Annotated in this window: 13 protein-coding genes; 1 reads left to right on the top strand and 12 read right to left on the bottom strand. The window is 67.3% G+C overall.

The window, feature by feature from the left end; all coding sequences use genetic code 11:
• Positions 1 to 221: 221 nt before the first annotated feature.
• Positions 222 to 1,277: an AraC family transcriptional regulator gene (locus tag ACIPG5_RS25015; protein WP_176517002.1), complete on the top strand. Its 1,056-nt coding sequence runs from the start codon at positions 222 to 224 to the stop codon at positions 1,275 to 1,277.
• A gap of 36 nt (positions 1,278 to 1,313) precedes the next feature.
• Here the strand turns inward: ACIPG5_RS25015 and ACIPG5_RS25010 are convergent, their stop codons facing one another.
• From ACIPG5_RS25010 to ACIPG5_RS24955, 12 genes are all read right to left on the bottom strand, one after another.
• Positions 1,314 to 2,327 carry a YeiH family protein gene (locus tag ACIPG5_RS25010; protein ID WP_236238223.1) on the bottom strand — a complete coding sequence of 338 codons (1,014 nt, stop codon included), beginning with the start codon at positions 2,325 to 2,327 and terminating at the stop codon, positions 1,314 to 1,316.
• Entirely contained in the window at positions 2,324 to 2,650 is a 327-nt protein-coding gene (locus ACIPG5_RS25005; protein ID WP_176517000.1) for a Rieske 2Fe-2S domain-containing protein, read from the bottom strand. The genes ACIPG5_RS25010 and ACIPG5_RS25005 overlap by 4 nt, the downstream gene beginning before the upstream one ends.
• Positions 2,647 to 3,309 (bottom strand): DsbA family oxidoreductase, encoded by a 663-nt coding sequence (locus tag ACIPG5_RS25000; RefSeq protein WP_236238224.1) that lies wholly within the window; start codon positions 3,307 to 3,309, stop codon positions 2,647 to 2,649. The genes ACIPG5_RS25005 and ACIPG5_RS25000 overlap by 4 nt, the downstream gene beginning before the upstream one ends.
• Positions 3,306 to 4,640, bottom strand: a complete 1,335-nt coding sequence (locus ACIPG5_RS24995; protein ID WP_401378705.1) for an MFS transporter — start codon at positions 4,638 to 4,640, stop codon at positions 3,306 to 3,308. The genes ACIPG5_RS25000 and ACIPG5_RS24995 overlap by 4 nt, the downstream gene beginning before the upstream one ends.
• 178 nt (positions 4,641 to 4,818) lie before the next feature.
• Positions 4,819 to 5,871, bottom strand: coding sequence for a 3-keto-5-aminohexanoate cleavage protein (locus ACIPG5_RS24990; RefSeq protein WP_236238225.1), 1,053 nt, complete (start codon positions 5,869 to 5,871; stop codon positions 4,819 to 4,821).
• A gap of 30 nt (positions 5,872 to 5,901) precedes the next feature.
• Positions 5,902 to 6,750: a TauD/TfdA dioxygenase family protein gene (locus ACIPG5_RS24985; protein WP_401378703.1), complete on the bottom strand. Its 849-nt coding sequence runs from the start codon at positions 6,748 to 6,750 to the stop codon at positions 5,902 to 5,904.
• A 13-nt stretch (positions 6,751 to 6,763) separates the two neighbouring features.
• Complete coding sequence (locus ACIPG5_RS24980; protein ID WP_176516990.1) at positions 6,764 to 7,744, bottom strand: quinone oxidoreductase; 981 nt, start codon at positions 7,742 to 7,744, stop codon at positions 6,764 to 6,766.
• Positions 7,745 to 7,902: 158 nt separating this feature from the next.
• Positions 7,903 to 8,661 (bottom strand): SDR family NAD(P)-dependent oxidoreductase, encoded by a 759-nt coding sequence (locus tag ACIPG5_RS24975; protein ID WP_401378701.1) that lies wholly within the window; start codon positions 8,659 to 8,661, stop codon positions 7,903 to 7,905.
• On the bottom strand, positions 8,658 to 9,830 hold the full coding sequence (locus ACIPG5_RS24970; RefSeq protein WP_401378699.1) for an acyl-CoA dehydrogenase family protein: 1,173 nt from the start codon (positions 9,828 to 9,830) through the stop codon (positions 8,658 to 8,660). Before ACIPG5_RS24970 ends, ACIPG5_RS24975 begins: the two co-directional genes overlap by 4 nt.
• Before the next feature lie 27 nt (positions 9,831 to 9,857).
• Positions 9,858 to 10,577 carry a histidine phosphatase family protein gene (locus ACIPG5_RS24965; protein WP_401378697.1) on the bottom strand — a complete coding sequence of 240 codons (720 nt, stop codon included), beginning with the start codon at positions 10,575 to 10,577 and terminating at the stop codon, positions 9,858 to 9,860.
• On the bottom strand, positions 10,570 to 10,932 hold the full coding sequence (locus tag ACIPG5_RS24960) for a DUF6285 domain-containing protein (protein WP_176516982.1): 363 nt from the start codon (positions 10,930 to 10,932) through the stop codon (positions 10,570 to 10,572). The genes ACIPG5_RS24965 and ACIPG5_RS24960 overlap by 8 nt, the downstream gene beginning before the upstream one ends.
• Entirely contained in the window at positions 10,929 to 11,966 is a 1,038-nt protein-coding gene (locus ACIPG5_RS24955) for a phosphotransferase family protein (protein WP_176516967.1), read from the bottom strand. The genes ACIPG5_RS24960 and ACIPG5_RS24955 overlap by 4 nt, the downstream gene beginning before the upstream one ends.
• Positions 11,967 to 12,268 lie beyond the last annotated feature (302 nt).

Here is a 12,268-nt window from a genome sequence, read left to right as displayed (position 1 = left end):
TTCGGTCGAATGCCGACTGCTTGGGGCCAGAGTAATGAGTCGCCCTGCCAGGCGCTTTACATTGCGCGTCACGAACTTTTCAGTTGATGACACGGCCGCCATGGCGCGCCACACCGGGCCCCGCCGCTCGGAAATGGCTTTGCATCTGACGACACAACCGCTATAAGAGATTTCCCGCCAGCGCAGCGGGAGCTCATCAAGATCACGTGGAAAACAATAAAATGACCGTGCTCGCCCGTGCTGCAACCCTGACCAATTACCTCGAAGTTTCACGCCACCTGGGCCTCAACGGCCACGGTTTGCTGGCCCAGGCCGGCCTCAGTGCATCGCTCCTGGAAACCCCCGACCAACGCATCCCCGTGGCCGCTGCCATCAGCGTGCTGGAGGAGTCGGCGCGGCTGAGCGGCTGCGAAGCCTTCGGCCTGCGCATGGCCGAGCTGCGCCAGTTGTCGGATTTCGGCCAGGTCAGCCTGCTGATCAGCCACCAGCACTCGCTGCGCGATGCGCTGCAGGTGATCGTGCAGTACCGCCATGTGCTCAACAACGCACTGGCCATCCACATCGAGGAAATCGGCAAGACCGTGATCATCCGCGAGGAGGTCATCACCGACCAGCCGATGCACAGCCGCCAGGCGATCGAGATGGCCATCGGCGTGATGCACCGCTTCTGCTCGGCGCTCCTGGGGCCGCACTGGCACCCGATCAGCGCCAACTTCACCCACGCAGCCCCCGCGGACCTGGCCATCCACCGGCGCATCTTCGGCTGCAAGCTGGAGTTCAACAGCGACTTCAACGGCATCGTCTGCTCGGCGGCCGACCTGGACACCACCAACCCCCAGGCCAACGCCGGCATGGCGCGCCTGGCCCAGCGCTACGTGGGGTTGCTGCAGGATGAGAACCTGCCGTCGCTGACGCTGGAGGTGCGCAAGGCGATCTTCCTGCTGATGCCCATGGGCCGCGCCACCATCGAGCACATCGCCCAGACCCAGGGCATGAACGTGCGCACCCTGCAGCGCCGGCTGGAAGAAGAAGGCGCGACCTTCAGCGAGCTGGTCAATGGCGTGCGCCGCGACCTGGTGCTGCGCTACCTGGAAAGCCCCGGCTATTCGCTGGGGCGCATCGCCGACATGCTCGGCTATTCCATGCACAGCTCGTTCACCCGCTGGTTCATCAGCCAGTTCGGCCAGCCGCCGGCCAGCTGGCGCGCACAGCATGAGCCGCACACGCAAACCAAGCGCAGCCGCAGCGCCGCCCAAGCCGCCGTCAGCGCACGCTGACGGGGCGGTTGCCGGTGCCGGTGCCGGGACTGCGGGCTACAGGCCCAGCAGGTGCATCAGCCCCAGCACCAGCAGCACCAGGAACACCGTTTCGCCCACCATCAGCACGATCGGCTTGATGCCCACCGCGGCCAGCTCCTTGAGCTGGGTCTTCATGCCCAGGGCGGCGATCGACACCACCAGGCACCAGCGCGACAGCTCGTTGATGCTGCCCTGCACCAGCAGCGGCACCCAGCCGGTGCTGTTGACGCAGGCCAGGATCAGGAAGCCGACCGCGAACCACGGCAGCAACGGCGGGCGCTTGCCGCTGCTGTCGATGCCCTGCTTGCGGCCGATCATGGCGGCGACGACGATCACCGGCACCAGCATGGCCACGCGCATGAGCTTGACCACCGTGGCGGTATCGCCGGTGTCGGTGGACATGCTGTAGCCCGCCCCCACCACCTGCGCCACATCATGGATGGTGGCGCCAAGGAACACCCCGGCCGCTTGCGGCGACAGGCCCAGGGCGTTGGCGATCATCGGGTAGAGGATCATCGCCAGGGTCGACAGCGCCGACACCCCGATCACGGTGAACAGCGTGGCGCGTTCCTTCTGCGGGTGGCCGGGCAGTGCCGCGGCCAGCGCCAGCGCCGCCGAAGCGCCGCAGATCGCCGTGGCACCGCCGGTGAGCATGCCGAACAGGCGCTGGAACCCCATGGCCTTGGCCGCCACCATCGACACGCTGATGGTCACCACCACCAGGATCACCACCAGCGCCAGCGCCTTCCAGCCAAGCCCGGCCATCTGCTCCAGGGTGATGCGCATGCCCAACAGGGCCACGCCCAGGCGCAGCACGGTACGCGCAGTGAACTCGATGCCGGCCTTGCACTTGCCGTCCGCGCTCAAGAAGTTGAGCGCCAGGCCCAGCAACAGCGCGAACAGCATCACCGGGGCGCCGTAATGCTCGGCCAGAAAGCTCGCCGCGCCGGCGGCGATCAGGCTGACGATCAGCCCGGGCGCCAGTTCGCGCACGCGGTGGTTGACCTGGGTCAGGGCCAGTGTGCTCATGCCAGCACCTCCTGGCCGGCCAGCACGATGAACACCCGCTCACCCTCGACCTGCACCGGGTAGCTGGCCACCTTCAGCGCCTTGGAATTGAGCAGGTAGCCGCTGGCAAGATCAAAGCGCAGGCCATGGGCGCGGCACTGGATCACCGCGCCTTCCAGCTTGCCGGCGCACAGCGACGAGCCCTGGTGCGGGCAGCTGTCGTCGATGGCCAGCAAGCGCCCGCCGACGTTGAACAGCGCCACGCTCCTGCCCTCGCCTTCGACCAGGCAGCGCTCGCCGACAGCCGGCACACGCTGTGCCGGCACTTCGATGCGCAGGCTCATGGCTGCACCTGCGCCAGGCGCGACAGGGCCATGTGCATGGCTTCGAGCAACTGCTCGGCCGGCTGGGCACCGACCACCTGCAGGCGGTCGTCGAAGACGAAGCACGGCACGCCGCGCCCGGCGATGTCGGCGCTGGCACTGACGAACGGCAGGCCATCGCCGCGCAAGCTGCCGGCCAGGGTATCGGCGGCAAAGCCGCATTGCTCGGCGATGCGCAACAACGTGGCGCGGTCGCCCAGGTCTTCACCATGCTTGAAATACGCAGCCAGCAGCCGCTCCAGCAGCGCCTCGACCTGGGTTTCGCTGCCCAGCTCGCTGGCGTGCAGCAGCAGGCGATGGGCATCTGCGGTGTTGGGCATGCGCTGGATGCGGCTGAAATCGATCTGCTCGCCCACCGCACTTGCCGCCAGGCGCACCTGGGCCTGGCGCTGCTGCACGGCCTGCTCGCTGCCCAGGCGCCGGCGGTAGAACTCGGCGAACGGCTGGCCGTTGAACGGCAGCTCTGGCAGCAGTTGCACGCCCTGCCAGGCCAGGTTGACCTCGACCTGCGGCTGCGCCGCCTTGAACTGCGCCAGCGCCGCTTGCAATTGGCGGCGGCCGATCAGGCACCACGGGCAGATGAAATCGAAGTACACATCAATCGACAACGAACGCTTCACGAGCGGGCCTCCAGTACGGGCTGCACGGGCGCTTGCGCGGCTTCGCCGTGCTGCAGGCGCGCCATGTCCAGGTGGTAGTAACGCTTGGCGTAGAAGAACACTGCAGCGGCGCCGATGCTGATCAGCGGCACCAGCTGGAAGGCCGACTGCAGGCCGATCAGGTCGGACACCTTGCCGGTGATCAGCGGGCCGGTGGCCAGCCCCAGCAGGTTGTTGCTCAAGGTCAGCGTGGCGAACGCGGTGCCGTGCACGGTGTAGTGGGTCAGGTTGGCGACCATGGCGCTGGACGGGCCATTGGTGCCGGCGGCGATCATCATGCCCAGGCAGATGAGCACCAGCTGCGCCACCCCCGGTGGCAAGGCAAAGGCCACCGACAGCAGCAGGCAGCTGCCCAGGCAATAGCCGATCGCCAGGCTGATCTTGCGGTCCGGGCAGTTGCGCCCCAGGCGGTCGCAGAGCATGCCGCACAGGATGATGCCGACACCGCTGCACAGCACGATGATCGCGGCCACCGCGCCGGCCTTGTCGGTGCCCATGGCGTAATAGCGGTTCAGGTAGCTGGGGAACCAGACGATCACCGTGCCGCCGACGAACAGCTGCAGGCCACTGCCCACGTAGGCGCTGATGACCGAGCGGCTGCAATACAGGGTCCGCAACGGGCGCAGTGCCTTCAGCGCCGCCTTGTCGGGCTTGGCCGCCTGGCCTTTGGGGGCGATGCGCGCTTCGCGCACGATCAGCGGGTACAGCAACGCCAGCGCCAGGCCGAACGCCGCCATGCCGGCGAATGCCCAGCGCCAGCCCAGGTGCTGGGCCATCACCCCGCCCAGGGCCATGCCCAGCACCGAGCCGAACATGCCACCGGCCATGAACGAGCCAGCCAGGGTGGCGCGCATCTCACGCGGGAACACCGCCACCACCACGGCGATGCCGACGCTGCCGTAGGCGGCCTCGCCAACGCCGACCATGAAGCGGGCGATGAACATTTCCTGGTAGTTGTCGGCCAGGGCGCAGCCCAGGGTCGCCAGGCTCCACATCACGGCCATGAAGGTCAGGCTCTTGACCCGGCCGATGCGGTCGGCGAGCAGCGACAGGGGGAAGGTCAGCAGGCCGACCATCAGCGCGACGATGCCGCTGAGCAGGCCGAGCTGGCTGTCGCTGAGCTGCCATTCCTGTTTCAGCAGCGGGAACACGGCGTTGAGCACCTGGCGCGACATGTAGTCGGAAATCAACAGGCCGAAGGTCAGGGCGAAGACGATCCAGGCGTAGCGCCGTGGGATGCCCAGCGAAGTATCAGTGCCTGGTTCTGCCGCACTGGCGTGATAGGTGGCCATGCTGCCTCCTCGGGTATCTGGCTGAGTTGCTTTTGTTGTTATGGGAACTTGCCAAAAACGGTGCTGCTTGTTCCGGCCTCATCGCCGGCAAGCCGGCTCCTACAGGATGACCATCATTCCTGAGAACAGTGGCGAACCTGTGGGAGCCGGCTTGCCGGCGATGGGGCCGGCGAGCCTATCAGCCGCGCTGCGGCACGCCCTTTTGCCCCGACCGGCGGTTGGGCGCCATGCCGTTGGCCAGCAGCGTTTCCTCAACGCTGGCGTACTGCTCGCCGATGCGGTAGATCGCCCGGGCTTCCTTGCCGCTGGCGATTTCGCGGCCCAGCTCATGGGCCACACGCACGGTCTGCTGGATCTGCTGCACCGAACTGAAGCGCTTGCCGTGCTGGTCGATGATGGTGTCCTCGATGCCGCAGCGTGGGTGCAGGCCCATGGCCAGGGCCATGGTGTTGAACGGCAGCACGTTCTTGAGCAGCGATTCGGCGGTCAGCGTGCAGCCATCCGGCGCACGGTGCACGAAGTTGAAGAAGTTGAACGGGTTGGGGCCGTCGAAGCCGCCACCGATGCCGATCCAGGTCAGGTTCAGCGGGCCTTTGTAGACGCCCTTGCGCACCAGGCGCTCGAGGGTTTCCAGGGCGTGCATGCCGGTCAGCTGGAAGTGCGGCTGGATACCGCTGGCCTGCAGCCGGCGCAGGTGCTCCTCGACCCAGGCGGGGCCGGCGGGCACGGTCATTTCACTGTAGGCGGCGATGATCGCAGGGTTGGCCAGCGAGGTGCCTTCCAGGTACTCGGGGTACAGCAGCTCCATGATGTTCATCTGGGTGGTGTTGATCGCCACCGTCACCTGGTCGGGCTTAGGCGTCAGCTCGGCCAGCATGTGCCGGGTGTCGTCGCTCAGCCACTTGGCCGCCTCGCCCTCGCCTTCCGGGGCGAAGGAGATCGAGCCGCCGACCTGGATGATCATGTCCGGCACCGCTTCACGCACACCGGCGATCAGCTCGTTGAACTTGGACAGGCGCTTGGAACCGGTGCCATCGAGCTCGCGCACGTGCAGGTGGAGCACGGTGGCGCCAGCCTCGTAGCAATCGACGGCCTTCTGCACCTGCTCGTCCATGGTCACGGGGATGTCTTCAGGGAAGTCGTCGGGCATCCACTCGGGGCCGTAGGGGGCAACGGTGATCACCACCTTTTCCATGTTTTCCGGGTGCAGCGAGTCGTCGAAAAATTGCATGTGCGGGTCCTCAATCTTGTTCTTGTAGGGTCAGAAAGTCGCGTCGCCCATGATCCCGGCGCGCTCCATCTTGCGGTGGCAGGCGGGGTAGTCCATGACGGCGTAATGCTGGGTGCTGCGGTTGTCCCAGATGGCGATGCTGTTGGGCTTCCAGCGCCAGCGCACCTGGTACTCGGGGATATAGGCCTGGCTGATCAGGTAGCGCAGCAAGTCGCCGGCGCCGGGGTTGGCGTCCTGGCCGAAGCGCACCCGCTCGGGGGTGTGGTAATTGCTGAAATGGGTGGCGAAGGCGTTGACGAACAGCACCTTTTCGCCGGTTTCCGGGTGGGTGCGCACCACCGGGTGCTCGGCATCGGGGAAGCGCGCCTTGAGTGCCAGGCGGTTTTCGATCGGCATGGCCGCGCCAAAGCTGGCCTCGATGCTGTGGCGGGCACGCAGCCCTTCGATGCGCGCCTTGATCTCGGTCGGCAGGTTGGCGTAGGCCAGCACCATGTTGGTCCACATGGTGTCGCCGCCGACCGCCGGGGCTTGCACGCAGCGCAGCACGCAACCCATGGGCGGCGCCTCGCGCCAGGTGGCGTCGGTGTGCCAGGCGTTTTCGTAGCGGTCGATCGGGGTGTCCGGCGACTTGTAGATCTGCACCAGGCCCGGGTGCTCGGGGTCGCTGCCGACCACCGGGTGGTCCTCCAGCTCGCCGAAGCGCCGGGCGAAGGCCACGTGCTCGGCGCGGCTGATGTCCTGGTCGCGCAGAAACAGCACCCGGTGCCTGAGCAACTGGGCGCGGATCTCGGCGAACAGGCCGTCATCGTGTATGGCATCGGCCAGCCTGACGCCAACCAGCTCGGCACCGATGGCGCAGGTCAATTGTTCGACTTGCATGGCGCAGCCCTCCTCAGATGACGAAGATCGACGAGCCGGTGGTCTTGCGCGATTCCAGGTCACGGTGCGCCTGGACCGCGTCCTGCAGGGCGTAGTGCTGGTTGATCTCGATCTTGATGCGGCCGCTGGCCACGTGGTCGAACAGCTCGCTGGAAAGCCTGGCCTTTTCCGCAGGGTCGGCGATGTAGTCGGCGAGCGCCGGGCGAGTCATGAACAACGAGCCTTTCATGGCCAGGATCTGCGGGTCGAACGGCTCGATGGTGCCGGAGGCGGTGCCCACGCAGACCATCAGGCCACGGCGCTTGAGCGAGTCCAGCGAGCCCATGAAGGTGGTGCGCCCGACGCTGTCGAACACCACATTGACGCCCACCCCATCGGTCAGCTCGCGCACGCGCTTGGCCACGTCTTCGTGGCTGTAGTTGATGGTGTGGTCGCAACCGTGGGCGCGGGCCACTTCAGCCTTGGCGTCGGTGGACACGGTGCCGATCACGGTCAGGCCGAGCAGCTTGGCCCACTGCGAGACGATCAGGCCGACACCGCCGGCGGCGGCGTGCAGCAGGATGCTGTCGCCTGGCTTGAAATCGTACAGGCGGCGCATCAGGTACGACGCGGTGAGGCCGCGCATGGTCATGGCCGCGGCGGTTTCGAAGGCGATGGTTTCCGGCAGCTTGATCAGCGCCGCGGCCGGGATCAGGCGCTCGGTGCTGTAGGCGCCGAGGGTGTTGAGAAAGCCGGTGTAGGTGACCCGGTCGCCGACCGCGACGTGGCTGACGCCCTCGCCCACCGCCTGGACCACGCCCGAGGCTTCCACGCCCATGCCGTTGGCCAGCGGGATCGGGTAGGTGCCGTTGCGAAAATAGGTGTCGGCATAGTTCAGGCCGACCGCCACGTGGCGCAGGCGCACCTGCCCCGGGCCCGGTTCGCCGACTTCGACGTCTTCGTAGCGCAGGACCTCAGGCCCTCCGGTTTCGTAGAAACGTACCGCTTTGGCCATGCCAATCTCCCTTCTTGTCGTTATTGTCGAACTGCAACATTCGTCTTGAAGGGCAATTTAGGCCGTTGCGCCTTGCGCCGCTTATCATCGGACGACAACGGTTTTTCAGTTCATGACAGCGCCCTCGGTTTCAGTGCCGAGGGCGCCTGGGGCAAGGCTCAGAACGCCGAGATGCCGCCATCCACGGCAATTGCCTGGCCGGTCATGTAGCTGTTTTCGCGGGCGCACAGCATCAACATCGCCGCAACGATTTCCTCGGGGGTGCCCAGGCGTTTCATCGGCGAGCCCTGGGCGAGAAACGCCTGCTGCTCGCCCACTTCGCTGCCGGTGACCATGGGCGTTGCGCTGTAGAACGGGCACAGCGCATTGACGCGGATGCCACGGCGGGCGTACTCGACCGCCGCGGTGCGGGTCAGCCCCACCACCGCATGCTTGGCCGCGGCATAGGCGGCCAGCTTGGGCGCACCGCCGAGCCCGGCCATGGAGGCGACATTGAGGATCACCCCGCCCCCTTGCAGCAGCATCTGGCGGATCTGCTGCTGCATGCAGAAGAACACGCCCTTGGTATTGACCGCGTGGCTGCGGTCCAGCTCTTCTTCGGTGGTGTCGACGAAGCGCTTCATCGGCGTGAGGATGCCGGCATTGTTGACCCCCACATCGAGCCGGCCAAAGGTGGCCAAGGCCGCGGCCACCAGGGCCTTGACCTGCACCTCGCGGGTCACGTCGCAAGGCACCGCCAGCACCGTGGCGCCGGCCTCGCGCAGGGCCCCGGCCACCCGCTCAAGGCCCGTGACGTCACGGTCGCCGAGCACCAGCCGGGCACCCAGCCCGGCTAGGCGCTCGGCCAGCAAGGCGCCAAAGCCACTGGCGGCGCCGGTGATCATCACCACCTGGTCGCGATAGCTGTCGAGGTTCATCCGGCCACCTGCGTGCGGGCCAGGATCTTCTTCGCCAGGCTCATGCGGTGCACCTCGTTCGGGCCGTCATAGATGCGGAAGCTGCGCGCATCGCGGAAGATCCGCTCGACGATCGATTCGCCGGTCACGCCCTGCCCGCCCAGCACCTGCACGCAGCGGTCGATCACCCGCCAGATGGCCTCGGAGCTGAGCACCTTGGCCACGCTCGACTCGAAGTTGCCGCGCTCGCCCTGGTCAAGCACCCAGGCGCAGTGCCAGATGGCCAGGCGCGTGGTGTGCAGGTCCATCTCGTTGTCGGCGAGCATGAAGCCCACGCCCTGGTGCTCGCCCAAGGGCTTGCCGAACGACACCCGGCGGTTGGCGTAGCGGCAGGCTTCGTCGTGGGCGCGGCGGGCCTGGCCCAGCCAGCGCATGCAGTGGGTCAGGCGCGCCGGGGCCAGGCGCACCTGGGCGTAACGGAAGCCCTTGCCCACCTCGCCCAGCACGTTGCTGGCGGGGATGCGTAGGTTGTCGAAACGCAGCACCGCATGGCCGCCGGCGAAGCAGCTGTCGAGCGAGTCCATCATGCGCTCGAGGATGAAGCCTGGGCGGTCGGTGTCGGTGAGGAACAGGGTGGCGCTGCCGTCCTCCATGCGCGCCATGATGATCGCCAGCTGCGCGCCCTCGGCACCGGTGATGAACCATTTCTGGCCGTTGATGACGTAGTCGTCGCCGTCACGCACGGCCTGGGTGGTCAGCATCGAAGGGTCGGAGCCGGCGCCCGGGCTCGGCTCGGTCATGGCGAAGCACGAGCGGATGCGGCCCTCTACCAGCGGCTTGAGCCAGCGCGCTTTCTGCGCCGGCGTGGCCACCTGTTCGAGCAGGTGGATGTTGCCTTCGTCGGGGGCATGGATGTTCAGCGCCACCGGGCCCAGGGTGGAGTAGCCGGCCTCTTCGAAGACGATCGCCTTCTCGATGTGGCTCAGGCCCAGGCCGCCCATGCCCCGCGACGCATGCGGGGTCAGCAGGCCGTGTTCACGGGCCTGGTCGAGCAGCACCTGGCGCAGCTCGGCGCTCGGGCCGTGGGGCGTCTGGCGCGGGTCGCGCTCCAGGGGGATGGCGACATCGGCGACGAACTGGCGGACTTTGGCTTGCAGGGCGGTCAGCTCGGCAGACAGGGCGAAATGCATGGCGGTGTTCCTTGTAGGCAAATGGGTTCAGGCGTGCAGGCGGCGCGGGTCGATGGAGGCGTGCACATGCTCCATGACGGTCTTGTCGATGGTCGCCTTGCCCGGGTCGTAGGCGCTGTAGTTGAGGGTGCGGATGTAGGCGCGCAGCACCTGCGGGCCGGCCATGTCGATGTCGACGATGTTCAGGCAGGCCGGGTCCTGCTCGAACGCGGCCAGGGCACCGAGGCCGGCGCCGCAGGCCCAGGCCAGGAGGATGCGGTTGACCGCGTCGTGGCTGACCAGCAGCAGCGCGTTCCAGTGCGGCTCCTGCAGCAGTTGCTGGAAGCTGCCCAGCACCCGCTGCTGGAACGCAAGCCACGGCTCGCCGCGCAAGAACGCAGCCTCGGGGCGGTCGGCAAGCTGGTAGGCCTGGGCCACTTCGCGGTGCAGGCATTCGCGGGGGATTTCCCGCAGGCGGCCGGCGCGGATCTCGCGCAGTTCGGCGCGTTCTTCCACCGGCAGGTCTCGGCGGCCCAGCAGCTGGTCGAGGGTCTGCCGGGTGCGCGGGTAGTTCGAGCACACCGCGCGGTCGAACGGCGCCTGCGCCAGCACCTGGCCCAGCGCCTGGGCCTGGGCCACGCCCTTGGCCGACAACGGCACGCTGCGCGGGTCGAGGGGGCGGCCGCTGGCGTCGAAGTAGTCGACATGGCCGTGGCGCACCAGGTAGCAGCGGCGCCGGCGCACGGGTTGGGCGGGTTGTTCAGTCATGGGCCAGTACCTTGGGGTTGCTGATGCACAGCTGCGCGCGGTTGATGCGGCGCAGCGCCGCCAGCAGGCGCTCGCGGGCCTCGCCGGGCGCGTCGTAGGCGCCCTGGCGTATGCGCCGGGCGAGCTCGCTGCGGGCTTGCTCCGGGGTCGCCTGGCCTTGCAGCAAGCCGCCCAGGGCCTGGCGCTCGGTGTCGGCACAGGCCGCGCCCTGGGCCAGCTCGCGGCTGGCGATCAGCAAGGCGCTGGCCACCATCCGCGCTTCGTAGTGCAAATGCGCCGGCAAGGCGGGCAACAGCTGCTGGAGCACGGCATCGCGTGCGGTGAGCAGCAGGTCGTGGGCATCGGGCTGGTTCATGGGCGGCCTCCTTGGGTGAGCAACAGCAGTTCCTGTTCCAGTTCGCTGACCATGCGCCCGGTCAGCGCCAGCTCCAGCGAGCGTTGCTGGCCGCAGAGGTGGCGTTCGGCCTGCTGCAGGGCGATCAGTGCCCAGCGCAGGTGCGCCATGACCTGCCAGAAGCGCAGCGTGTCGCGGTCCAGGGCCAGTGGCGCGACGCTGCGGTAGCCGGCCAGCAGGTCGTCGAGGTGGCCGATGCCGCCCGCCTCCAGCTGTGGCCGGGCAAAGCGCCAGCAGCGGGCGGTGAACCAGCCCAGGTCTTCGCGCGGGTCGCCCCAGCCGGCGAATTCCCAGTCCAGCACGCCGCTCAACTGGCCTCCCTCGACCATGTAGTTGCCGGTGCGGTAGTCGCGGTGGATCAGGCAGGCCGCCAGGGGCGCGGGCTTGTTCAGCTCGCACCAGCGCAGGCCCCATTCGATGATCGGGTGGCTGCCCGGCAAGGCATCGAGGTAGCTGCGGTACTGATCGACACTGGCCTGCACCGCATCGGCAACCGGCGCGGGCAGGAACGCCAGCGCCGCCTGCGGTGGCCGCAGCTGGTGCAGGCGCGCAAGGTTGGCCCCCAGCTCCCGACACAGGGCCGGGTTGCCTTCGCCGCTGGTCAGGCGGTGGCCCGCGGCGCTGCCGGCCAGGGCCTGCATGATGAAGAAATCCCGCCCGATCACTTCCGGCACCTGGCACAGCCACAGTGGCTCGGGCACTTTTACCCCGGCCTGGTGCACGGCGCTGAGCACGGCGAACTCCTGCTCGCGGCTCATGCTCGCCGCCACGGCGGTGGCTGCGTCGGTGCGCAGCACCCAGCGCTGGGGCACGCCGGCTACTTCGGCCTGGAGCAGCCAGTTTTCCTGGATGGCGCCACCGGACAGGCGCTCGCTGTGGGTGATGCGCACCGGCTGGCCGTGGAGGCGCGCCTGTAGATAGGCAGACAGCACCTCATGGGCGTCTGCGACGTCGATGCGAGCGCTGGCTTGCTGCGCGAAATGACTGCTTGGCATGGTCGATCCAACTCACTGTTCACACGTGAGGGAGCACTAAGCAAGATGGTTGCCAGATTGTGTTTTATTTTAGAAATACCTTACAGATCAGTATTTTGGGATTCATTTTCGAGTGTGTAGATTGTGTTTTATTGCAAGTGTGAACAGCGTCGTTTCAACGCTGAAACTGCTGTTCATTCTTGCGCTCGACGGGGGATTTTCAGTGTCGGTGAGATCGCGCGCCGCCCGCGCGGCGCATCGCGGATAAATCCGCTCCTACATTTGTTGCAACGTGCCACGGTCTGTCAGGCCATGGTTGTCCG

Origin of the sequence: Pseudomonas sp. NPDC087029 (assembly GCF_044745345.1) — a bacterium.
GTDB lineage: Bacteria > Pseudomonadota > Gammaproteobacteria > Pseudomonadales > Pseudomonadaceae > Aquipseudomonas > Aquipseudomonas faucium.
This window is presented reverse-complemented; position numbering and strand designations above follow the sequence as displayed.

What these genes read in the sequence shown, in the direction of transcription:
- ACIPG5_RS25015 (WP_176517002.1), top strand. Translation starts at nt 222, where the DNA reads ATGACCGTGCTCGCCCGTGCTGCAACCCTGACCAATTACCTCGAAGTT.
- ACIPG5_RS25010 (WP_236238223.1), bottom strand. Translation starts at nt 2,327, where the DNA reads ATGAGCACACTGGCCCTGACCCAGGTCAACCACCGCGTGCGCGAACTG.
- ACIPG5_RS25005 (WP_176517000.1), bottom strand. Translation starts at nt 2,650, where the DNA reads ATGAGCCTGCGCATCGAAGTGCCGGCACAGCGTGTGCCGGCTGTCGGC.
- ACIPG5_RS24995 (WP_401378705.1), bottom strand. Translation starts at nt 4,640, where the DNA reads ATGGCCACCTATCACGCCAGTGCGGCAGAACCAGGCACTGATACTTCG.
- ACIPG5_RS24990 (WP_236238225.1), bottom strand. Translation starts at nt 5,871, where the DNA reads ATGCAATTTTTCGACGACTCGCTGCACCCGGAAAACATGGAAAAGGTG.
- ACIPG5_RS24985 (WP_401378703.1), bottom strand. Translation starts at nt 6,750, where the DNA reads ATGCAAGTCGAACAATTGACCTGCGCCATCGGTGCCGAGCTGGTTGGC.
- ACIPG5_RS24980 (WP_176516990.1), bottom strand. Translation starts at nt 7,744, where the DNA reads ATGGCCAAAGCGGTACGTTTCTACGAAACCGGAGGGCCTGAGGTCCTG.
- ACIPG5_RS24975 (WP_401378701.1), bottom strand. Translation starts at nt 8,661, where the DNA reads ATGAACCTCGACAGCTATCGCGACCAGGTGGTGATGATCACCGGCGCC.
- ACIPG5_RS24970 (WP_401378699.1), bottom strand. Translation starts at nt 9,830, where the DNA reads ATGCATTTCGCCCTGTCTGCCGAGCTGACCGCCCTGCAAGCCAAAGTC.
- ACIPG5_RS24965 (WP_401378697.1), bottom strand. Translation starts at nt 10,577, where the DNA reads ATGACTGAACAACCCGCCCAACCCGTGCGCCGGCGCCGCTGCTACCTG.
- ACIPG5_RS24960 (WP_176516982.1), bottom strand. Translation starts at nt 10,932, where the DNA reads ATGAACCAGCCCGATGCCCACGACCTGCTGCTCACCGCACGCGATGCC.
- ACIPG5_RS24955 (WP_176516967.1), bottom strand. Translation starts at nt 11,966, where the DNA reads ATGCCAAGCAGTCATTTCGCGCAGCAAGCCAGCGCTCGCATCGACGTC.